Source organism: Methylovorus sp. MM2, from assembly GCF_001648895.1.
Taxonomy (GTDB): Bacteria; Pseudomonadota; Gammaproteobacteria; order Burkholderiales; family Methylophilaceae; genus MM1.
Window position 1 is genome coordinate 121,187 of the sequence record NZ_LXUF01000016.1, and the last position, 21,340, is coordinate 142,526.

The window sequence follows — 21,340 nt, forward strand, 5'->3', positions numbered from 1 at the left end:
CCGTTTCGGATAAACCACTTTGTTTCTTTCTCGCATCACCTATTACTTTAGGTTGACGACAAAATTAGCGAAAACTTTAAAGCCTATGTGTCAGGCAGAAGACACTTTCTGGATGACACGTGATAGTTTGCTTGCATAGTTAGGGTCGGTCGCATAGCCTGCATCTTGTATCGCCTGTGCATATCCATTTGGGTTTTGCAGATTATTCATGACATTTGCATAGCGCGGATTATTTTGCATCAGGTTCGCAAAGTCCTTGAATGAATCCGCGTATGAATCATAAGCGCGGAATTTCTCGACCTTGGTCTGTTTTACGCCATTCACGTATTCAGTGGTGGTGGCTTCGACTACTTTGCCTGTCCAATTGCCGGTCGCTTTTATGCCAAAGAGGTTATAGCTTTGCTCGCCATTGCTACCTTTGATCTCACGTTTTCCCCAACCACTTTCGAGGGCAGCCTGACCTAACATGAAGCTGGCAGGGATGCCTGTTGTCTTGCTGGCTTCCTCTGCGTGAGAAGACATCGTGTTCTGGAATGCTGTAGGCGAGGCGCTGCTATCAGCGCTATTTTTACTTGATGATGCAATGGCGTCACTATCTGCCGTTACCCCACCAGCCGCATACGGGTTCTTGTAGTAGTAGCCATCATTCTGTGAGAACTTCAGGTTATTGACCGCTTGCTCTAATGAGTCCTGAGACTTTGGGGTATAGCCACTTAACTGTCTGGTCAAGACTTCAGCAAGTCCTATGCCTTTCGATGACATCGATTGGCTGAGCTGCTGGTCCAGCATCGCAGTGAAAGTGCGTGTTTGCTCGTTATCGAATTCACCATCTTGCGGGGTAGCATCCCGCATGCTTTTCATCATCATGTTCACGAAGATAGATTCGAACTGCTTTGCGACGGCCTTGATGGCTTCAGGCGAGTTATCTTTTGCTGCCAATTTCAGGTTATTAAGCCCGTTGGCATCGATTGCTAATTTCCCGGAAAGATCAGCTGAGTTCACCATGGCCGTGCTCGCTTAGATGACTTCCAGATCTGCACGTAGAGACCCTGCAGCTTTCATGGCTTGCAGAATCGCCAGCAGATCTTGCGGTGTAGCGCCGATGGCATTCAAGGCTTTGATCACATCAGAGAGTGAAGCACCACCATCCACTTTTAATACTTTGCCCGGTTCTTTTTCTATCGTAATTTCAGAGCGCGCTGCAACCACGGTCTGCCCACCAGATAGTGCGCCAGGCTGACTGATGACAGGCGCAGTATTGATCACAACGGATAGATTGCCGTGAGAGACCGCACAATCTTCAAGCGTTACAGATTGGTTCATGACTACAGAGCCTGTGCGCGCATTGAGAATGATCTTTGCGTAACCCGGGGCAGGGTTCACATCAATCGTTTCAAGCGATGCTAAAAATGAGACCCGGCTCAGGTTGGCTGGTGCCATTACCTTGATGACGCGTGCATCTTGTGCTGCTGCGATGCTGGTGCCGAATTTTTTGTTGATCGCATCCGCCACGATGTTCGCTGTGGAGAAATCAGACTCTTTCAGCTCAAGGCTGATGGTGTCGCTAAGGTTGAGTGTGCTCGGTACCGCACGTTCGACAGTAGCGCCTGAAGATATGCGCCCTACGCCCAGATGGTTGATCTGTGTTTGGCTGCCGTTTGCTGAGGCACCTACACCACCTACCACTAGGTTACCTTGTGCCATCGCATAGACCTGATTATCCGCACCTTTAAGTGGTGTCATTACCAAGGTGCCGCCGCGCAGGCTTTTAGCATTACCCATCGATGAAACGGTGACATCCAAGTTTTGCCCAGGCTGCGAAAAGGCGGGCAGGGATGCAGTTACCATCACGGCAGCTACGTTCTTTAATTGCAGGTTAGTTCCGATAGGGATATTGATCCCCATCTGCTGCATCATGCTGATAATACTTTGCACGGTGAAGGGTGTTTGTGTGGTCTGGTCGCCTGTGCCATCAAGACCGACAACCAAGCCGTAACCTACCAATTGGTTAGAACGTACCCCTTGGATCGAAGCCAAGTCTTTAAGGCGCTCGGCATGTGCACTACCAATCACCATGATGCTTAGCATCATGGCTGTTGTTAAGCGCTTGAGTAAAGGATTAAAAGTTAACATATTGACCATGATCTTTGTCCTTTTACAACGGAGCCAAGCTTAGGAAGAAACGCGTCAGGATGGAGGCGACTTGTGCGGCATCTATTTTCGAGTTGGTTCTATATTCGATGCGTGCATCGGAAACCTTGGTTGAAGGCACGACATTGCCTGCCGCTACGCTGTCAGGGTTTACCACACCAGAAAAACGTACGAACTCGGTACCTTTATCAAGGCCGACTTGTTTCTCGCCAGCGACGACCATGTAGCCATTAGGTAATACATCTAGAACCGTCACCGTGATCGAACCGCTGAATACATTACTGGAGTTTGCTGCGGCTTTGTCTTCATATGAAGTGGCTGAAGTCGCACCAAATGTCGCTCTTGGTACAGGGCTGCCTAAAGAGGCGCTGATACCACTGGCAACAGAGCCATCTTTTGTAGCCGATGCGCCATTTGATTTAGTCGCTGATGTATTCTCAACCAGATTGATCGTGATGGAATCGCCAACCAAACGTGCGCGGCGGTCTTCCAGCATCGGGCGGAAAGTTGCCGGACTGTATATGCCGCCACTGTTGTAACTGACGTTTGTAGGCACGGCTGGTTTTGTTGTGCGATCTGGTTGAACGATAGATGTTGGCGTGATAGCGCAAGCACTTAATACCAGCAAATTGCCTGCCACAAGTAGACGTACCAGTGATTGGCGGATAGATGATAATGTTAGCCTGGTGCCAATCTTCATCACCCCAGTCTTGATCATCTCAACCTGAATCATCATAGTCTCCTTGAATCTTTCAGCGTGCTTTAGCATTGGTAATAGCATGGTTAAACAATACTCAAACTACATCTGCGAAAGTTTCTGCAACATCTGGTCGGATGTTGTGATGGCTTTACTGTTCATTTCGTAAGCGCGTTGGGTTTGGATCATATTGACCAGCTCTTCCACCACGTTCACGTTCGAAGTTTCTACATAGCCTTGTGATAAGAGGCCAGCACCATTGGCACCAGGTGTATTGGTTGTTGGTGTACCAGAAGCTGAAGTCTCAACGAACATGTTCTCGCCTTTTGAAAGCAAGCCGGCCGGGTTGATAAACGTTGCAAGCTGGATCGTACCTATCTGTACTGCATTGGCCGAGCCCGGTTGCGTGATAGACACCGTACCGTCACGACCCACAGTCAGTGATAGTGCATTGTTAGGAATGGTAATTGCAGGTTGCACAGTAAAACCGCTTGAAGTCACTAATTGACCCTGATTATCGGTCTGAAATGCGCCATCGCGGGTATATGCCGTTGTACCGTCAGGTAGCAATACCTGAAAGAAGCCATCACCCTGAATCGCCACATCCTTGCTGTTCGATGTCTGTTGCAGATTGCCTTGGGAAAATATGCGTTCGGTTGCCACAGGGCGTACACCTGTGCCTAGCTGCAAGCCTGAAGGTAATTGTGTCTGCTGGGATGATTGCGCCCCAGGTTGACGAATGTTCTGGTAGAGCAGGTCTTCGAACACGGCGCGTGAACGTTTAAACCCATTTGTGCTGACGTTTGCCAAGTTATTGGCGATCACGTCCATCTGGGTCTGTTGTGCATCAAGTCCGGTTTTGGATATCCAAAGTGAGCGAATCATGTTCGTTTCCTCTCATTAAATTAGCGGTTTAAAGCCAATTGGTGTTGCTCATGGTTATGCTATTACACATGGGCTTAACTTAAACTCAAGATCTGCGTTGCTTTACTATCGTTATTCTCAGCGTTCTGCAATAACTTCATGTGGGTATCGAATTGGCGTGCGAGGTCGATCATATTGACCATCGCATCGATCACATTGACGTTACTACCTTCTAGCGCTCCATTGACTACGCGGACAGTGGCATCAGGTAATACATTGGATTTATCTGCTGTCTCAAAAAGCCCATCGCCGCCACGTACAAGATTAGACTCTGAAGGATTTACCAGTTTAAGACGATCAACGATATTGGTCGGCCCCGGTGCCGTGAGGCTCTGCATCGATGAGATCGTGCCATCTTTACCGATCGCAATCCTGACATCAGGCGGAATGCTGATAGGGCCGCCACTTTCACTTAATACACTTAAGCCATTTTCTGTCTGCAGTAGCCCATTTTCACTGATTTTCAGTGAGCCATTACGGGTATAAGCCTCGCTGCCATCTGCTCTCCGCACAGCTAACCAACCCTTGCCCTCAATGGCTAAATCGAGATCGCGATTGGTCTGCTGGATAGGGCCGGGTTTGAAGTCGGCAGTGACTGTCGTATCGACCACAAAAGTGCGCGTCGGTAGGCCTGGGCCTTGAATCGGGACTGCACGGAATGAATCGACCTGTGCCTTGAACCCCGTCGTGGAAACGTTGGCCAGATTATGGGTCGTCGTTGCCTGTTGTTCAAAGATCTGTTTTGCACCTGACATACCAGTGTAAATGACGCGATCCATACCGTACCTCCTTTACTGATCCAGCCTACTAAATTAATTAACGCAAGTTAACCAATGTCTGTAGCACCTGATCCTGTGTCTTAATGGTCTGCGCATTGGCTTGATAGAAGCGTTGCGCAGTGATCATGTTCACGAGTTCAGATGTCAGGTCGACGTTAGACTCTTCAAGTGCTGATGACTGCAAGATACCCAAGCCGCCAGTACCTGCGGTACCTACGACAGCTAAACCTGAGTCAGGCGTTTCTGCCCATTGGTTATTGCCCAGATTTTGCAAGCCGTTAGGGTTGGCGAATTTTGCCAACACGACTTGACCTAAGGTTTTAGCCTGACCATTTGTGTAACGACCGATGATCGTGCCATCAGATGCTGTGCCAAAGCTTGCGAGTTTGCCTGAAGCGTAACCATCCTGAGATTGCGCATTGATGCCGAAATCAGAACCAAATTGCGTACTGCCAGCTAGGTTTAGCGATACGGTCATGGCCGCGCTACCACCAGCAGGTGTGAAGTTGATGGCTTGGGTCGGTGTTCCCGAGATAATCCCAGCGCTGCTGAATGTGATGGTTGTTGGCCCTGCCACTGGTGTTGTGCCGCCATCTACGGTGGTACGTACATCCCATGTGTTGTCACCAGTCTTGGTGAAGTAACTCATCAAGGTATGATCATTACCTTGGCTGTCATAGATAGTCGTTGGAATTACCTTGTTATATGTGTCTGGGTCGTTAGCATCAAATGCAGTCGCGATAGCAGCTTCACGGGAATCCAAGTTCACCACTGCAGTAATGCCAGTTGTCGCTTGCGGTTGAAGATCAGCCGTATTGATCTGGATTGCGGCAGGTGTGCCAGTTAACAAGTTGCCGCTGGTATCTGCCATATAACCTGTTAACTGTGCACCTGCAGAGTTCACGATATAACCGGTCTTATCTAATTGAAACTGACCATTGCGGGTATAAGTGATCGCACCATCGGTACTTACGCGGAAGAACCCATCGCCGGTAATCGCGATATCAAGCGGGTTTGATGTCGTCGTGATATTCCCTTGGGTAAATAGCTGTTGTACGGTAGCGACCTTGGTGCCAATGCCGATATTCGAACCACCAGTGCCAGCCAAGGCTGTGGCATACACGTCAGCAAACTCAGCACGCGCCTGTTTAAAACCAACAGTGCTTGAGTTCGCTACGTTATTACCAATCACATCAAGACTTTTTGATGCTGCATTAAGACCGCTTAACCCTTGTTGAAATGCCATGATTTTCTCCTAGTGGTGAGATGTATCTGCAAAAAAATTAAAATATTTCTACAACATCGGCAGTGCCGACGCTAGTTAGATTGGAGAGATTCAGCTTAACGCCACTGCTGGTATTTGAAACACTTAAGACTTGCTGATAAGACAGTGCGCTCGCATCCACAGTACTTGACCCTACAGTAGCACTAACTTCAAATTTGTAGTTGCCGTCTGCCGCTGTAGTGCCACTATCTGTCAGTCCATCCCAGCTTAGCGGCAGTACGCCAGCCTCAACGCCTGAAACAGACATTTTCTTGATCTCATTACCAGCTGAGTCCTTGATGGTTACAGTCAGTTTGTCGGCACCTACTGGCAGGTTCACGCCAAAATAGCTTGCGCCATCGCTGAGTGATAAAGAGTCACCTGCTACCAGCACGCCATGCCCGATCATGCTGGATGCCTGGTAATACTGGCTCGATGAGACATTGCCCATCAAAGTGTTCACGGTGTCATTCAGGTCATTAATCCCTGTGACGGTCGATAACTGCGCCATCTGGCTGGTCACTTCGGCGTTATCCATCGGATTCATCGGATCCTGATTCTTCATTTGGGAGATCAGAAGTGTCAGGAACTGGTTACGAATCTCTTCCGTGCTCGACGCCTTTGTGCTGGATGTCGTGCCGTTCATTGTAGACAGTAGATTGGATGAAACTTCGGTAGTTGTCGTCATTTGGATATCCTTTACTCAATATGAAAGAGTGAAGCCACTCTCTTATTGCTGCCCGATCGTCAGTGTTTTCAACAATAGCGTTTTTGCGGCATTCATCGTTTCAACGTTATTCTGGTAAGCGCGAGAAGCAGAGATCATGTTCACCATCTCTTCTGTGGCATTGACATTAGGCATCGTAACGTAGCCTTTTTCATCTGCTTTAGGGTGCTTGGGGTCATACACCACACGAGCAGGGGAGGTATCTTCGATGACCTTGTCTACCTTGACCCCACTCACGCCTTGACCACTGATAGGTACGGCGCTAAAAACCACCTGCTTTGATTTATAAGGCTGACCATTCGCGCTGGTGGCACTGTCCACGTTAGCCAGATTACTGGCTACAGTATTCAGGCGTTGTGACTGGGCACTCATCGCCGAGCCGGAAATATTAAATACATTGAATAAAGACATTGATCTCTCCTAACTTTTACTTAGGCATGCATTTCAATTATTGACCCTGAATCGCGGCCAGCATTTTTTTGATCTGTCCGTTGATCATATTCAGGCTCGCTTCATACCGAATCGCGTTATCAGTAAACTGGTTACGCTCAACATCCATATCTACTGTATTGCCATCAATACTGCCTTGCATGGTTGGCCTGAATAATGGAGAGTCAGGCAATCCTGTTGGCGCACCCGCACTACCTTCCTCGCCATCCAGATGTTGTTGTGATGTCTTGGTGGTTGATATCGATGATGAATTGCCCGATAAAGCTGCTTCTAATGACGCTTTAAAATCAATATCGCGTGCTTTATACTTGGGCGTATCTGCATTCGCAATGTTAGCGGCAAGTATCTCTTGCCTCTGCGAACGAACCCTTAAAACGGATTGGTTGAAATTAAATGCTGCATCTAATTTATCCAATTTGTGTACCTCCGTTAAAAAATGGGCTTAACATTGCGTGCTAAAGAAAAGTCCATTGCTGCCGTTATTAAACTATGATGAGGCAGAGTTTAGGATTAAAAAGAAACATTCAATCCTGAGAGAAAAAGGGTAAATCCCATCCTTTTCTGCACTTGGCTATTCAAATGCACTCGTAGAATACGTGTTGAATATTTCCTGCAAGTAATGGAGCTCAACATGAGAATCGTGCAACCCTTTAAAAAGACAGCTGTCCTATTGATAGGGCTCTCTCTTGGATTAACGACCATGCTTGATGCCTACGCAGAGGTTGATCCGGCAATCAATCAGATACAAAACCTCAGTTTGGTGAAAAAGAAAGTCGAAGATTTTCTTACCAGTCAGAGCATGGGCTATCCCGGTAAAGTGACCATCACTTCTGGACATCTCGACAACAATCTCAGGCTTGCGAATTGCCCGGCAATGGAGACTTTTCTTCCACCCGGTAGCCGTGCCTGGGGCAAAACCAGCGTTGGTGTACGATGCACGTCACCCAATTGGCTGGTCTATGTCCAAGCGAATGTGAGTGTGATGTCTCAATATTTGGTGGCAGCAGCACCCCTCATGCAAGGCCGCACGATTAGCGATCATGATTTCATGTTTGAAAGTGGTGATCTATCGCAGTTGCCGCCAGGCGTTTTCACTGATCCATCGCAGGCAGTAGGCCGTATCGTCAATGTGTCATTAAATGCGGGCACGGTTTTGCGGTTGGAAATGTTGAAATTGCCCCCGGTGATTCAGCAGGGACAAAAAGTGGTAATCACAACAGTGGGTAAAGGTTTTCAGATTAGTGCCGATGCTATGGCATTAACCACTGCAAGTGATGGTCAAGTGGTAAAAGCAAAAGTAGCAAATGGTCAGGTAATCAGTGGTATTGCACGAAGTGGTGGGCAGATCGAAGTCAGCTTTTAAACTACTTTGATAAATTCGCGTCTAAAACTTAAATTAGATGTTAAAGTTTTAATTAATCATGCCGATAAGGCCTATATGATTGCGAATAAAGCAAGAAACCATTTAGTGTGAGGAATAATGACCATGAAAATAAATGACTCAGTTTCAAAGGCAGCGAGCTTAACAGTTGAGAAGCCAGAAACATCTACGACAAGCAAAAGTGTTGTAGCGCCTGTATCTTCATCTTCTGGCAGTGCTGAAAGCGTTACACTTTCGCCATTATCCTCGCAGCTACAATCGCTTGAAGCAAAAGTGGCTACATCGAGTGTTTTCGATGCAGAGAAGGTCGATGCGATTAAGTCGGCAATCTCTAGTGGGCAGTTCACTGTGAACTCCGAAAAAGTCGCAGATGGCCTGATTAACAGTGTTAAAGATTTATTAGTCACCAATTAGATACGAAAGTAAATCCATCATGAGCCAACCTATCCTCTTTAAAAAAGATATCGAATTGGCTGATGCATTGGTGGCAATATTGGCGCGCGAGCAAACTAACCTTGTGCGTGTTGATATTGATGTGATCGAAGAGTTGTTAGAAGAAAAAGCTGTCCTGTTGCAAAAAATCAATGATGTGGCAAAAAGCCGCTACCAAATGTTGGCCATGCAAAATTTTGAGGCTAGCGAAGCAGGCATGACTGCTTGGATCGCCAAACAAAAAGACGCGCAGATCGATCTGGCGTGGTCAAACTTTCAGAAGACATTAACCCAAGCTAAAGAAATGAACCGGGTGAATGGTGTCCTGATTAGCAAGCATTTCAATAACAACCGCGCCAAGCTTAATGTCTTGCAAAATGTAAATACCGGTAGCCAATTCTATGGCCCGGATGGTCATGTGACATCCCAATCGCAACTGCGTGGTGGTTTGCAGGTTTAGGGCATTAAGGTAATTCGCCTAGTAAGCTAAATTGAATAAGATGAAATCAAGATAAGTCATGTATGTAAAAAGCCGCAATGAGCGGCTTTTTTATTGAACCATGTTGATGAGCAGGCAATCAGGTTGTTTGTTTAAGCTTGCTATGCGGCAATGCGACCTGATTGCGACCATGGGATTTTGCATAGTACAACGCATCGTCTGCCAGTTTGATCAACTCATCAGGGTCATCGGTGTGCTGGGGATAAGCCGAAACACCGCAAGATAGCGTGGCGCCGTGTGTAATACCCTTGGATGTGAATATTAGTTTCTCGAACGCCACCCGCCAGAATTCAGCGCGCTCTTGTGCTTTTTCAATGGAAGCGCCAGGCAAGACGGCAATAAACTCTTCTCCTCCATAACGACAGACAACGTCTTCATTTCGGGTGTTATGTTGTAGAAGTGTAGCTGCTTGTTGAAGGATCAAGTCGCCAGCCTCATGCCCATAGCTATCGTTAATCTGTTTAAAGAAGTCGATATCGATCATCACAATGGCCAGCGGTATTTTTTCACGCAAACAACGGGCAAGCTCTCTTAATAATGTTTCTTCCAGATACCGCCGGTTGAATAAGTTGGTTAGTGGGTCCCGCGTGGCCTGCTCTCGTAACTTATCCTGTAATGCATGGATCTCCTGATACTGCAGTTGAAGCTGTTGATGTGTGGCTTCAAGTTCCAGTTTTGCCTGACGGTGGTCGGTTACATCATTACCTACAGAGCATATCTCAACCAGCCTACCCTGATTATCATAGATAGCACCGTTAGACCATGCAATCCATACACGGCGACCATTTTTCAGCATGTTTTCGTTAATGTTGATGCGGTAGTTCTGCGTATCCTGAAATATATCGATGATCATTTGCCGCAGGTCACGATTGGTCATGCTTTCTGTTTCAGGCACGATAGTGCCGACCACATGTTGACCAATCAGCTCGCCCGGCCCATAGCCAAAGAATTCTTCTGCATATTTATTCACGAAGAGTAAGTGGCCATCGGGGCTCATATGCAGGATGACGCTACGGGCACTTTCGATCAGGGTGCGATAATGCGTTTCCTGTGTTTGAAGGTCTGCTTCTATCTTTTTACGATAGCTGATATCACGACCGACCAGCAAAATGGATTTTGGCGGTTGGTTCGGCTGTTTTATAACACCGACACTGAGCTCTAGCCAGAAAGTCGCACCTGCTTTATTGATCGCGATGTATTCTTGTACGCCAGTATTCATGCCTTCCAGCGCGCTTGCAAACTGCTGGCGTGCGCGCGTAACTTCATTCGGAACTAACAGGTCAAAGATACGCGTATTCAGTAGCTCATCCTGATGGTGATAGCTAAAAAGCGTATGGCTATGCGGCGAGCAAAAAATGATCTTTCCCTGCGTATCCGTGATAAACGCAGCATTGGGGGAGATGCGCATGAGGTTCTGGTAAAGCGTGTTCGTTTGCGTGAACTCTGAGAGCATGAGCTGGCCTTCGCTGAGCTCTTTCAAAGATACGCAGATGCAATTCCTGTCTTCATACTCAATATCGTCCGCATGCACTTCTACCCAGATATGACTATCTTGGTGCGCTGCCTTTATCTGGAATATGTTTTCATGAAGCTGCGTTGCAGAAAGCGGTAAGTGGATTTTCGTGTTTTGGCTGTTCTGAAGTTGCAACAGTTCAACAAGGCTTGTCTTAGTGAGCGCTTCTAGTGAGAGGCCAAAGGTTTTGATGGCGTATTGATTGGCGAAACAAATCATACCGGTTTGCGCGTCAGTAAAGACGATCACAACCGGCAAGTGGTCGATAGGCAAGAGGTACGCGTTTTTGCTCATCTATAGTTGGCAAACATCAGGCATAGTAAAGAGCGGTATAAAATACTTGCCTTTCCGAATTTGCCATTTCCCCTAATCAAGCATGGCAATTTATTCAATATATCCACCACAGTTATCTTTTATGGTTTCACTAAGCTATATCGTCGTTATGGATATAATATAATGATTATAATAAGAAAAACAAATATAAAGTGTGACTGAGCTCACAGGCGCGGTGCTTTATTTGATGGCGACATGCTCAAGCTTGTTTATAGAAGCCGAATTTCGCCAGATTACCTTGCTATAGATCAGAAAAAATCACTCAGCGATTTTAACGGTTTGCCCACTGCTTGCTGCTTTAAGCGTTGCGACAATGACTTTGCAGTTGGTCTTTGCATCATCTAGAGTGAGCTTTGGTGTTTTATCGTTTAAAACACAATCACTGAAATGCTCTATCTCAAGATTGAAGTGGTTGGATGCGGGATATTGCTCTTCACCTTTCTTCCCATCTTCTGACCACCAACTAATGACAGGTACATCATTTGTGCCAGGTAATTGCCATACGGTATGGCATTTAACGCCGCCTTTGGTGCCAATGATGGTGTATTCGGATTGGCGACTGCACTCAAAGCTGATATCAAAGTGGCCACGTTTGCCATTGCCAAAATCAATCATGCCGCTGGTGGCGATATCAGCACCAGTTTCAGCATATTTTGCCATTGCAGAAACGCTGACTGGGGTTTCATCAAAACAATGACGTAATGTGTGTATAGCGTAAGGCCCGACATCCCACATGGCGCCTCCGCCAAGGTCTGTATCGTTAGCGAGGCGATACATGCGAGCTGGGCGCATCATGAATGAGTAACTGGCTTTTGCATAGCGTACTTCGCCGATGATGCCTGAAGCGATGATCTCTTTAACGCGTGTATGTTGTGGATGAAAGCGATACATAAAGCCTTCCATTACTTTTACCTGATGTTTTTTTGCCGCGATTTCGATGGCTTCAACATCGGCAACCGTGATCGCTAAAGGTTTTTCTATCAACACGTGTTTGCCTTTTGCAATCGCTTTTAATGCCCATTCGCCATGCTCATGATTCGAAAGAGGAATGTAAACCGCTTGTACATTGGCATCATCTAATAGTGCTTCAAGTGTGTCATAGGTTTTAACGTCAGATAATTGCGGCGCATATTTGTTTAAAGTTTCAGCTGCCGCACCCGGGCGACGGCTTGCAATGGCAACCAGTTTCGAGTTGCTTGCTTCAACGATAGCGGGTAACAGTCGTTCGTTGACACGGGCCGCGCCGAGTATGCCCCAATGCAGTCTTGTATTTTTGTTATCTGGCATGGTGATCCTTTTTTGCAGATTATTTTTATTCTCTAGAGACTACGCGCTAGTTTTAGTATGGGTGCTGTTTCGTTCTACGTGTTAGGTACTGATTTTTATTAGCTAGATAGCTAACTAACTGTAAAGAGGATGAGATAAATAATTGGTTCAACGTTTATCAGGGGTGATCTCTGAGTTTTCAGCACTATCTTGCGCGGCATTGCTATACAAAATCATGATGGAGACACGGCGATTTTTTGCGCGGCCTTCAAGTGTGGAGTTATCGCTGATTGGTTGAGCCGAACCAAAGCCGGCAGCACTCAGGCGGCTTTCATCTAACCCAGACGCGCTGAATGATCTAACGAGGCTAGTGGCGCGTAGGGCTGAAAGCTCCCAATTAGAAAAGAACTGATCATTATGAATAGGTTGATTATCTGTATGTCCCTCAATCTGTATCAGATTGCTGTTCGTTTTTAACGACTCAGCGATTTCTCCTAAAGGGCCGCTAGCCGCTGGAGATAGCGTCGCAGATCCCGGGGAAAACAGTAGGCTGTCGTGGATGTCTATACGAATACCGCGATTGTTTTGCACCATACGTATCTTGCCCTGACTGATTAAAGGGCTAAGTGAGTTAGAAAGCTTCATGGCCATCGCCGCCATAGACTCGCGCTCCTTAATCATCTTCTCGCTGCGTAATTGACTTAGATTGATCGGCTGGATGATAGATGCGCGATGCGTGTTCTTGCGAGTGGAACCTTCACTGCCATTTACTTGCTGACCGATGCGCGGTGAGATGTCACCACTGAATGCGCTACCTAAGGAGGAGGTCAGTTGATTGTATTTGCCTTGGTTGACGGATGATATGGCATACATGACCACGAAGAACGCAAAGAGCAGGGTGATGAAATCTGCATAGGAGACCAACCATCGTTCATGGTTCTCGTGTTCTTCCTCATGCGGCCTTCTACGTATCATGATGGGCGCTATTTAACGCAAGTAACCCTGCAACCGCTCTTCGACGATTCTGGGGTGATCGCCGTTCAAGATCGAGACCCAGGCATTTAGCAACATTTCACGCCGGACGCCTTCCAGTTGGATGATGGCTTTCAATTTGTTGCCAATGGGTAGAAAAACTAGATTAGCCAGGCCAACGCCGTAGATGGTTGCCACGAATGCTACAGCGATACCGCTACCTAGCTTGGTTGGGTCAGATAAGTTTTCCATCACGTGAATCAGCCCCAGTACCGCACCCAAAATACCGATAGTAGGCGCATAACCGCCAGCGGCATCCCATATCTTTGCGGCATTACGTCTTTGGGTTTCGTGAAAATACATATCAATACTGCATATCTCACGTACTTTTTCCGGTGCGATACCATCGATCATGAGGCGCAACCCTTTTTTTACGAAAGGGTCTTTTTCTGCATTGAGGTTAGCTTCCAGCTTGAAGATGCCGTCTTTTCTCGCGACATTGCTCCATATCATGATACGTTTGGCGAGCGCTTTTCTGTCATCGGCAGGCGGAGAAAAGACAAGGCCAAGCATCTTGACTCCCATGACAAAGCTCGATGGTGGCGTTTGAAGCAGCACTGCACCAAAAGTGCCCAATATGACGATGATAAAAGCGGCTGGTTGGACCAGCGAACTAATATGACCACCTTCTAATGCCTGCCCGCCTAAAATCCCTACAATGGCAATGATAATGCCGGTTAAGCTGCCCCAGTCCATGATTGCTCTTTCATATTAGCGCGTAGTCTTGCGATTGCTTGGCTGTGTAACTGGCATACGCGCGACTCTGAAACATTCATCACGGCACCAATCTCTTTTAAGTTTAATTCTTGTTCGTAGTACAAGCCCATTAAAATCTTCTCGCGCTCTGGCAGGTCATCGATCGCTTCTATCAGTGCATCTTTGAATGCTGCTGAAAGCATTCCCTGCATGGGATCACCCTTGGCATCTTGCAAGAATCGATCCAGGAAATGATCGCCATTTTCTGATGAATCGCTAAAGTCTTCATAATGCAGTAGCTGGTGACCACTACAGTCACCTAGCATGTCGTAATATTCATCTAGTGGGAGATTGAGTTGTTTGGCGACTTCGCCTTCAGTAGGTGGCCGACCTAAAGATTGTTCAAGCTGGTTGATGGCAGTCTCAACGTCACGCATATTCTTGCGCACACTACGTGGCAGCCAATCCGCACTACGCAGCTCATCTATCATCGCACCACGAATTCTTTGTGCTGCATAAGTCTCGAACTGCGCACCATGGCTGTCTTCATACCGATTCACGGCATCCAGCAGTCCCATCATGCCGGCCTGAATGAGGTCATCGATCTCCACGCTGGGTGGTAGTTTAGCTTTAAGCTGATATGCCAGTTTTTTGACGAGTTGCGCGTGTTGCGTGAGCAACTCATCTTTCTGGTCGGATTTTCCACTTGCCGTGTACATAACTTATATCATTCACTTTGCTAACTGAAGAGTCCTTACTAGACAATTGTAGACAACTCTTGTTTGTAATCAAGCCGTTTCGCTAAAGTTTGGAATGCTTTTGAAGCATTTGCCATAGGAAAAGCCTCTATAACAGCCCGTCCCAGCTTGGCCGCGCGGCCAATATGCTCGTCAGATGGAATAGTACCAAGAAACTCTAGTTCGATTTGTAAAAAGTGTTTTGCCACATGGGAAATATTACGGAAAACCACTTCTGACTGTGATTCAGTCGCATCGCTGACCAGAATTCCAAAAGGCCGATTACCGATTTTGCTGGCAACCTGCTTAATGATCATATAAGCCTGCTTGATGGATTCTGGGTCGCGAGTCAGCTGAATCACGATCTCATTATCATTGAGCGTTTCAAGCGGTAATGTGTTATCGCTGTTAAGTGCTACATCGACCAGTACCATTTCATATTGATTGGCAAGGCGTGTAAATACGCGATTTAGCTCTGGCTTGATCATGTCATTGACCGACATATTGCCGCGCACTTTGTGCGATAGTTTGGCTATCGCGTACCCATGCTCAGACCTTCTGATGACATAATCCAGAGATATGCGCTGATAAACCACGTCTACCAATGAAGGCAGGGCATCCATGCCATATTGAAATACTGCTTCGCGAGAATCATGTGCTGCGACGATTAGTACTTCATTGCCTTCATAGCCTATAGAGGCAGCAAGATTGGTGATGAGGCGTGTTTGTTCTTTTGTCGCTGTAGAAGAGGTTGGCGAGGCTGAGATGACAGAGACGATACGAGGCTTGGGTTTTGCCATGATACGGCGCAACCCATAGGCCTGATCCTTATGGAAATTAGGCATGGTCGACTCCTGCTAACGCTGGGGCACCTGCCATATTGTGGGTGGCACCCATGAGAAATGGCAGCTCGTCGTTGCGCATCTGGAATGGATTATTACGTTGTTTGCTCAGTTTCAGGGTACGGTGAACCAATACCTTTTTGTTCGCAAGGTGTAGATCCTCAGGCACGCGTTGACCATTGGCTACATAATAAACTTTTAGTTTTTCACGGATCACAACATCAAGTACATTACCAATGATTGCTGCTTCATCCAGTTTTGTCATGATGCAACCGTCAAGCCCTTTACCTTTATAGGCATTGATGACATCAGTTAAAGTCTCGCTGGTATTCGTCGCATTCAGGCATAAAAGCTTTTTGATCTTTTTGTCGGTGCTTGAAAGCATGGCGATCTGTTCGGACACCATACGATCACGTTGGCTGACACCTACTGTATCGATCAAGATAGTGTGTTTGCCTTTAAGCTCTTCCAGCGCGATCTTCAGATCAGCTTCGTCTTTGACTGCATGCACCATCACACCAAGGATTTTTCCGTAGATACGTAGCTGTTCATGTCCACCGATACGATAAGCATCTGTCGTGATGAGCCCCAGTTTGTTTGCACCATGCTTCATGACGAAGCGCGCAGCCAGCTTGGCTGTTGTTGTTGTCTTGCCAACACCGGTTGGGCCGATCAGCGTGAATATGCCGCCTTGATCCAGAATCTCGTTTTCATCAGGCATTGTTAGCAGATTCTTCTCGATAATCGCCTGCATCCAGTTCATACCTTCTTTTTGTGAAAGGTTGGCAGGCATACTTTCTGCGAGCTGTCTTGAGAGGGCAGGGCTATAGCCGCCACTAAGCAGGGTACCCAGCATGATAGATTTTACTGGATCACGTTTTTGCGTATTGTTCCAAGCCATTTCAGTCAATTGAGACTCGATGGCATTACGCATGGTGCGGATTTCGCCCATCATGCTGGCGATTTGTTTTGCACCAAGCTCGGGAATGCTAAGCTCTTGAGATACAGCTACCGGGGCAGCCGGTTCTGCTTTTACCACGGGAGCTGGAGCAGGCTTTTCGGCTAATTGTTTCTGTGCGCTCGCCTGTACTGTATTCAGCTTGGATGGTGTTGCTGTCACAGTGTGGGCAACAGCGCGGCTAACAGTGCGGTTAGATGTGATGACGCTTGGCTTGGCCATGATCCTTTTTACTGGCTCAGGCATAAACTGGGCTTCATTGTTGAATTCTGCTTCTGGAGCTTCAGGCGCTTCAAATTCCGGCGCTTCAAACTTAGATGAAGCCAAAGACGTTTCCAACCGGTGGTTCTTGCTCACGAATGAGAGGAATGAGTCATCCTCCTCCAATGAATCAAGATAATCAGGAGACATCTTCGTATCCGTATCCTCATCGTTGATCAGGGCTTCAATGTCTTCTTCCTTGAATGCCAGAATCTCGATCCCCCCACTGACTGTGCGGTTAGACAGGATCACGGCTTCAGCGCCGAGCTCCTTACGCACCATGCTCAATGCTTCACGTGAGTTTTTAGCGAAAAATCGTTTGATGTTCATGCTTGACCTCCAATAAGGCTAGTAACGCGGATAGTTTTTGAATCAGGGAGTTCTTCATGCGAAAGCACACGAAGATGTGGGATTGCACGACGTAAAAACTTGGAAAGGGCTGCTCGTAATTGGGCTGGTACCAGTAACACTGGGGTCATGCCCATTTGCTCTTGTTTTCTTGATGCTACCTCTGTCTGCCTGGCTAATGTCTCAGCCAAGCCGGGTTCGATAGCAGCGCCAGTTGCATTATTGCTTTGCATCGCTTGTAGCAATAAGCGTTCAAGGTTGTTATCCAATGCCATGACTGAAAGCTCGTTACTCATCGGGAACAGCTGCTGCACAATGGCACGGCCTAACTGAACCCGCACTAAAGCAGTAAGATCATTGGCGTCTTGCGTGTGAGAGGCATGCTCAGCCAGTGTTTCGACAATAGTGCGCATGTCACGGATATGTACACCTTCCATCAGCAGGTTCTGTAATACTTTCTGGATGGTGGAGAGTGACAACATCTTGGGCACTAGATCTTCGATCAGTTTTGGTGATTCTTTGCCCACATGATCCAGCAACTGTTGCACTTCTTGACGGCCTAATAGCTCAGCAGCATTGGTCGTGATGATATGGTTAAGATGCGTGGCGATGACTGTACCTGCATCGACCACGGTATAACCCATACCCTGCGCTTGGTCACGAAGGCCAGAATCCACCCAGATGGCAGGTAATCCAAAAGCAGGATCTGTAGTAGCTGCACCTGGTAATGTGCCGCTCACCATGCCAGGGTTGATCGCAAGAAATTGGCCTTGATGAGACTCACCGCTAGCGATCTCTACCCCTTTAAGGGTGATGCGATAAGCAGATGGTTTGAGTTCCAAGTTGTCACGGATATGTACGGTAGGGGATAAAAAGCCAACCTCTTGTGCAAATTTCTTGCGCAGGCCCTTGATGCGTTTTAAAAGCTCGCCACCCTGTGCCTTATCCACTAGGGGAATCAAGCGATAGCCAACTTCAAGGCCAATCACATCCACTGGCACGACATCGTTCCAGCTTGCCTCTTCAGGCTCAGCAACGATTTCGGTTTGTTCAGGCGCTTCTGGTGTTTCAGCCGCTTTTTTCTGTGCTGCAATAAAATACCCAAGACCGATCATTAGTATGGAGAGCAGCAGGAATGCAAAGTGAGGCATGCCGGGGATCAAGCCCATGCCGCCAATGATCGCACCAGTGACGAAAATGGCTTTTGGATTAGAGAACAACTGAGTCACTAACTGTGTACCGATATCTTGGTCATTGGCTACGCGTGATACCACTACACCAGCAGCGACAGAGATGATGAGGGATGGTATCTGTGCGACCAAGCCATCGCCAATCGCTAATAAGGTGTAGTTCTTCACTGCATCTGCAAATGCCATGTCATGTTGAAGCACGCCAACGATCAAGCCGCCAATCACGTTGATGATTGTGACCAGAATGCCAGCGACTGCATCACCGCGTACATATTTACTGGCACCATCCATTGCCCCATAAAACTCTGCTTCCTGACCGATCTCGCTACGGCGTTTGCGCGCGTCCTCTTCACCGATCAAACCTGCATTCAGGTCAGCATCGATTGCCATTTGCTTGCCTGGCATCGCATCCAAGGTAAAGCGCGCGCCCACTTCAGCGATACGACCTGCACCTTTGGTCACCACAATAAAATTGATGATCGTCAATATAATGAATACCACGATACCAACCGCGTAGTTCCCTCCAATCAGAAAGTGGCCAAATGCCTCGATCACCTTGCCTGCGGAATCTGGGCCTGAGTGACCTTCCGTCAACACCACACGTGTAGATGCCACGTTGAGGGATAGACGCAACATTGTCGTCACAAGAAGAATCGTCGGAAATGCTAGGAAGTCCAGCGGTTTGGAAGTATTAAGACCAATCAGCAACACTAATATAGAGAGTGCGATATTAAAACTGAACAGTGCATCCAGCATGATCGCCGGTAATGGCAAGATGATCATCGCCAGTAAGAGAACGATGATCAGCGGCGCCGCAATAGCGCGCCCGTTAGCAGTGTTGGCCCAGTTAGAAAAACTCAGTGCGTTCATGGTGTGATCGCCTTAGGTAATTGATTAGCCTCAACGATATGAGGATCTAATTCATCAGGGACTGGTACGGTCTCTGGCACAACAGGGCGGAAGCCGCCTTGTTTCTTGAAGATACGCATCTGGAATACATAAGCCAGAACCTCAGCGACTGCGGAGTAAAGTGCTTGAGGAATCTCATCTCCCAATTCGGTATGTGCAAATAAAGCGCGTGCCAGTTTTGGAATCTCAAGTGTCGGGATATTGTGTTCGCCTGCGATCTCACGAATCTTCAGCGCCATGACATCAGCACCCTTGGCAACTACTCTTGGCGCTCCAAAGCCATCTTCTTTATATTTAATGGCGACTGCATAGTGGGTAGGGTTGGTGATTACGACATCAGCTTTAGGTATCTCGGACATCATGCGGCGTCTTGCAATTTCACGTTGCTGTTGACGGATACGCGCCTTGATCTGTGGATTGCCTTCGCTTTCCTTGGATTCCTGCTTGATTTCCTCTTTCGTCATCTTCAACTTGTCAGCGTAGTGTTTGAGTTGGTAAGGCACATCAATCGCGGCGATGATGACCAGCGCGCCGACGATAAAAAGGAAACCTTTAAGCATCAAGTCATTGACTTGTGAGATGCCGGTATGCAAAGGTTGAAGAGATAGTTGCAATATCGCACCGATATCATTTGAAACCACGATGCAAGACACAACACCCACTAATAATGTTTTTGCAATCGCTTTCACCAGCTCGACTAAGGAGTTCTTGGAGAACATGTTGCTGATACCCTTGATCGGATTCATGCGGCCAAACTGAGGGATGAATGCTTTCTCGCTCACATTCCAACCGCCAATGAGTGCAGGGGCAGCAATAGCGACTACAAAGAGTAATAGTGCAAGTGGCGCGAAATCTATAAGTAGGGCATATATAGCATCTGATATCTTCATCAGTAGCAAGGTAGGGTCGAATGCGGCTGCACGTTCAAATTGCAGGCCAGAGATCAGGTTTTGTTTAAGTGCGCTGCTAAACGTACTGCCCATGGCTAGCAAGCCTAAACCAGCGGATAAAAGCATGACGCAAGTGATCAGCTCTCTAGAGCGCGGAACGTCACCTTCCTCACGCGCTTTCGAGATGCGCTTGGGCGTCGCCTGTTCCGTTTTTTCTAGATCGCTATCTTCAGCCATGATTCTTCCAGATCGAGTCCACTATATTTAATCCACTGAGTATTTAATTCACTACAGTTTTATAAATTCATACCGTTATTGGATGTGGCAATTATTCAGCGATTTGGGGAGGTTGAATCTGGGGAATAAAAGGGTGAAAGCCATCCTTTCTTTTTCCGTAAGCTTAACGAAACTAGATTTTTTGATTAAAAATTAAGCAATTTAGTGTATTTTTGAAAATAGTTTATAAATTTATTGGTATATAAAACAATTGCTTATTAAATATATGCAAATATTTTCAATTTATTTTAAAAATATCCCTAAAGTTTTCTAAATCGTGACCGATAACTAATTTGAAGGTTGTAAATGTGCAGTGCGTGTATTTTTACGATCTTCAGTAAAGTTGTTAGCTTTAAAGTTTTCGCGTTAAATTTTGGGCAGTAAGTTAGGTCAAATTTAAGGGCAATAAATATTTTTTAAAATATTTAAGAAAAACCCTCAAGTTTCCCCAAAGTCGGCCGATAACTAGTTTGAAGGTTATGGATGTGCAGTGCGTGTACTTTTGTAACTAGAATAATTAGTGTTGTTTAAAGCGGTAATAACAAACGATCGCAAAGGACTTTTTAAAAAGATTTAATTTTTTTAAAAAAATGTTAAAACAAGCCTAAAGTTTTTTGTTTTTCATCCGATAACAAAAAATATTACGCTGTTTAGCAATTTAATAAACCAGCCTCTGGTTTATTTTCGCTCGTGTAAACCATATTCTAAGCCACTCTACAGTGTTTGTAAGACAAACACTGTATTGCTATTTGCCTGCCCGTCTTACAAAAAATACAGACATCTCC

General features: G+C 46.7%; 21 protein-coding genes. 3 read left to right on the forward strand and 18 right to left on the reverse strand.

What is annotated here, in order from left to right; all coding sequences use genetic code 11:
* Positions 1-90: 90 nt before the first annotated feature.
* The 9 genes from flgJ to flgB all read right to left on the reverse strand — a co-directional run bounded on the left by flgJ (position 91) and on the right by flgB (position 7,407).
* Positions 91-1,005 (reverse strand): flagellar assembly peptidoglycan hydrolase FlgJ, encoded by a 915-nt coding sequence (gene flgJ, locus A7981_RS11165; RefSeq protein ID WP_067268182.1) that lies wholly within the window; start codon positions 1,003-1,005, stop codon positions 91-93.
* Positions 1,006-1,017: 12 nt separating this feature from the next.
* Positions 1,018-2,076, reverse strand: coding sequence for a flagellar basal body P-ring protein FlgI (locus A7981_RS11170; RefSeq protein ID WP_371440365.1), 1,059 nt, complete (start codon positions 2,074-2,076; stop codon positions 1,018-1,020).
* Positions 2,077-2,155: 79 nt separating this feature from the next.
* Positions 2,156-2,887: a flagellar basal body L-ring protein FlgH gene (locus A7981_RS11175; protein WP_254258564.1), complete on the reverse strand. Its 732-nt coding sequence runs from the start codon at positions 2,885-2,887 to the stop codon at positions 2,156-2,158.
* A 63-nt stretch (positions 2,888-2,950) separates the two neighbouring features.
* Positions 2,951-3,733 carry a flagellar basal-body rod protein FlgG gene (gene flgG, locus A7981_RS11180; protein WP_067268185.1) on the reverse strand — a complete coding sequence of 261 codons (783 nt, stop codon included), beginning with the start codon at positions 3,731-3,733 and terminating at the stop codon, positions 2,951-2,953.
* Between the two features lie 74 nt (positions 3,734-3,807).
* Positions 3,808-4,551 carry a flagellar basal-body rod protein FlgF gene (gene flgF, locus A7981_RS11185; RefSeq protein ID WP_067268187.1) on the reverse strand — a complete coding sequence of 248 codons (744 nt, stop codon included), beginning with the start codon at positions 4,549-4,551 and terminating at the stop codon, positions 3,808-3,810.
* 37 nt (positions 4,552-4,588) lie between these two features.
* Positions 4,589-5,797, reverse strand: a complete 1,209-nt coding sequence (flgE, locus tag A7981_RS11190) for a flagellar hook protein FlgE (protein ID WP_067268190.1) — start codon at positions 5,795-5,797, stop codon at positions 4,589-4,591.
* A gap of 37 nt (positions 5,798-5,834) precedes the next feature.
* Complete coding sequence (locus A7981_RS11195; protein WP_067268193.1) at positions 5,835-6,503, reverse strand: flagellar hook assembly protein FlgD; 669 nt, start codon at positions 6,501-6,503, stop codon at positions 5,835-5,837.
* Positions 6,504-6,545: 42 nt separating this feature from the next.
* Entirely contained in the window at positions 6,546-6,953 is a 408-nt protein-coding gene (gene flgC, locus A7981_RS11200) for a flagellar basal body rod protein FlgC (RefSeq protein ID WP_067268195.1), read from the reverse strand.
* Between the two features lie 37 nt (positions 6,954-6,990).
* Complete coding sequence (gene flgB, locus A7981_RS11205; protein ID WP_067268198.1) at positions 6,991-7,407, reverse strand: flagellar basal body rod protein FlgB; 417 nt, start codon at positions 7,405-7,407, stop codon at positions 6,991-6,993.
* Positions 7,408-7,623: 216 nt separating this feature from the next.
* On the opposite strand from flgB, the gene flgA reads away from it, so the two are divergent.
* From flgA to A7981_RS11220, 3 genes are all read left to right on the forward strand, one after another.
* A complete protein-coding gene (flgA, locus tag A7981_RS11210; RefSeq protein ID WP_067268201.1) occupies positions 7,624-8,355 on the forward strand; it encodes a flagellar basal body P-ring formation chaperone FlgA in 732 nt (243 codons plus the stop codon).
* Between the two features lie 123 nt (positions 8,356-8,478).
* The gene (flgM, locus tag A7981_RS11215) at positions 8,479-8,787 is read left to right on the forward strand and encodes a flagellar biosynthesis anti-sigma factor FlgM (RefSeq protein ID WP_067268204.1); all 309 of its coding nucleotides are present in this window, start codon (positions 8,479-8,481) and stop codon (positions 8,785-8,787) included.
* 19 nt (positions 8,788-8,806) lie between these two features.
* Positions 8,807-9,265 carry a flagella synthesis protein FlgN gene (locus tag A7981_RS11220; protein WP_067268207.1) on the forward strand — a complete coding sequence of 153 codons (459 nt, stop codon included), beginning with the start codon at positions 8,807-8,809 and terminating at the stop codon, positions 9,263-9,265.
* A gap of 118 nt (positions 9,266-9,383) precedes the next feature.
* Here the strand turns inward: A7981_RS11220 and A7981_RS11225 are convergent, their stop codons facing one another.
* The 9 genes from A7981_RS11225 to flhB all read right to left on the reverse strand — a co-directional run bounded on the left by A7981_RS11225 (position 9,384) and on the right by flhB (position 20,516).
* Positions 9,384-11,111, reverse strand: coding sequence for a sensor domain-containing diguanylate cyclase (locus tag A7981_RS11225; RefSeq protein ID WP_067268210.1), 1,728 nt, complete (start codon positions 11,109-11,111; stop codon positions 9,384-9,386).
* 297 nt (positions 11,112-11,408) lie between these two features.
* On the reverse strand, positions 11,409-12,437 hold the full coding sequence (locus A7981_RS11230) for a Gfo/Idh/MocA family protein (protein ID WP_067268213.1): 1,029 nt from the start codon (positions 12,435-12,437) through the stop codon (positions 11,409-11,411).
* A gap of 147 nt (positions 12,438-12,584) precedes the next feature.
* Positions 12,585-13,391: a flagellar motor protein MotD gene (gene motD / locus A7981_RS11235; RefSeq protein WP_174545165.1), complete on the reverse strand. Its 807-nt coding sequence runs from the start codon at positions 13,389-13,391 to the stop codon at positions 12,585-12,587.
* Between the two features lie 12 nt (positions 13,392-13,403).
* Positions 13,404-14,144, reverse strand: a complete 741-nt coding sequence (locus A7981_RS11240) for a flagellar motor protein (RefSeq protein ID WP_067268218.1) — start codon at positions 14,142-14,144, stop codon at positions 13,404-13,406.
* A complete protein-coding gene (locus A7981_RS11245; RefSeq protein WP_067268221.1) occupies positions 14,126-14,863 on the reverse strand; it encodes an RNA polymerase sigma factor FliA in 738 nt (245 codons plus the stop codon). Before A7981_RS11245 ends, A7981_RS11240 begins: the two co-directional genes overlap by 19 nt.
* Before the next feature lie 38 nt (positions 14,864-14,901).
* Entirely contained in the window at positions 14,902-15,726 is an 825-nt protein-coding gene (locus A7981_RS11250) for a MotR (RefSeq protein ID WP_067268223.1), read from the reverse strand.
* The gene (flhF, locus tag A7981_RS11255; RefSeq protein ID WP_067268225.1) at positions 15,719-17,272 is read right to left on the reverse strand and encodes a flagellar biosynthesis protein FlhF; all 1,554 of its coding nucleotides are present in this window, start codon (positions 17,270-17,272) and stop codon (positions 15,719-15,721) included. Before flhF ends, A7981_RS11250 begins: the two co-directional genes overlap by 8 nt.
* Entirely contained in the window at positions 17,269-19,350 is a 2,082-nt protein-coding gene (gene flhA / locus A7981_RS11260; RefSeq protein WP_067268227.1) for a flagellar biosynthesis protein FlhA, read from the reverse strand. The genes flhF and flhA overlap by 4 nt, the downstream gene beginning before the upstream one ends.
* On the reverse strand, positions 19,347-20,516 hold the full coding sequence (gene flhB, locus A7981_RS11265; protein ID WP_067268229.1) for a flagellar biosynthesis protein FlhB: 1,170 nt from the start codon (positions 20,514-20,516) through the stop codon (positions 19,347-19,349). Before flhB ends, flhA begins: the two co-directional genes overlap by 4 nt.
* Positions 20,517-21,340: the final 824 nt, after the last annotated feature.

Excerpts from the sequence above, each read along its gene's own strand:
- flgJ (WP_067268182.1), bottom strand. The coding sequence starts at position 1,005 with ATGGTGAACTCAGCTGATCTTTCCGGGAAATTAGCAATCGATGCCAAC.
- A7981_RS11170 (WP_371440365.1), bottom strand. The coding sequence starts at position 2,076 with ATGGTGATTGGTAGTGCACATGCCGAGCGCCTTAAAGACTTGGCTTCG.
- A7981_RS11175 (WP_254258564.1), bottom strand. The coding sequence starts at position 2,887 with ATGATGATTCAGGTTGAGATGATCAAGACTGGGGTGATGAAGATTGGC.
- flgG (WP_067268185.1), bottom strand. The coding sequence starts at position 3,733 with ATGATTCGCTCACTTTGGATATCCAAAACCGGACTTGATGCACAACAG.
- flgF (WP_067268187.1), bottom strand. The coding sequence starts at position 4,551 with ATGGATCGCGTCATTTACACTGGTATGTCAGGTGCAAAACAGATCTTT.
- flgE (WP_067268190.1), bottom strand. The coding sequence starts at position 5,797 with ATGGCATTTCAACAAGGGTTAAGCGGTCTTAATGCAGCATCAAAAAGT.
- A7981_RS11195 (WP_067268193.1), bottom strand. The coding sequence starts at position 6,503 with ATGACGACAACTACCGAAGTTTCATCCAATCTACTGTCTACAATGAAC.
- flgC (WP_067268195.1), bottom strand. The coding sequence starts at position 6,953 with ATGTCTTTATTCAATGTATTTAATATTTCCGGCTCGGCGATGAGTGCC.
- flgA (WP_067268201.1), top strand. The coding sequence starts at position 7,624 with ATGAGAATCGTGCAACCCTTTAAAAAGACAGCTGTCCTATTGATAGGG.
- flgM (WP_067268204.1), top strand. The coding sequence starts at position 8,479 with ATGAAAATAAATGACTCAGTTTCAAAGGCAGCGAGCTTAACAGTTGAG.
- A7981_RS11220 (WP_067268207.1), top strand. The coding sequence starts at position 8,807 with ATGAGCCAACCTATCCTCTTTAAAAAAGATATCGAATTGGCTGATGCA.
- A7981_RS11225 (WP_067268210.1), bottom strand. The coding sequence starts at position 11,111 with ATGAGCAAAAACGCGTACCTCTTGCCTATCGACCACTTGCCGGTTGTG.
- A7981_RS11230 (WP_067268213.1), bottom strand. The coding sequence starts at position 12,437 with ATGCCAGATAACAAAAATACAAGACTGCATTGGGGCATACTCGGCGCG.
- motD (WP_174545165.1), bottom strand. The coding sequence starts at position 13,391 with ATGATACGTAGAAGGCCGCATGAGGAAGAACACGAGAACCATGAACGA.
- A7981_RS11240 (WP_067268218.1), bottom strand. The coding sequence starts at position 14,144 with ATGGACTGGGGCAGCTTAACCGGCATTATCATTGCCATTGTAGGGATT.
- A7981_RS11245 (WP_067268221.1), bottom strand. The coding sequence starts at position 14,863 with ATGTACACGGCAAGTGGAAAATCCGACCAGAAAGATGAGTTGCTCACG.
- A7981_RS11250 (WP_067268223.1), bottom strand. The coding sequence starts at position 15,726 with ATGCCTAATTTCCATAAGGATCAGGCCTATGGGTTGCGCCGTATCATG.
- flhF (WP_067268225.1), bottom strand. The coding sequence starts at position 17,272 with ATGAACATCAAACGATTTTTCGCTAAAAACTCACGTGAAGCATTGAGC.
- flhA (WP_067268227.1), bottom strand. The coding sequence starts at position 19,350 with ATGAACGCACTGAGTTTTTCTAACTGGGCCAACACTGCTAACGGGCGC.
- flhB (WP_067268229.1), bottom strand. The coding sequence starts at position 20,516 with ATGGCTGAAGATAGCGATCTAGAAAAAACGGAACAGGCGACGCCCAAG.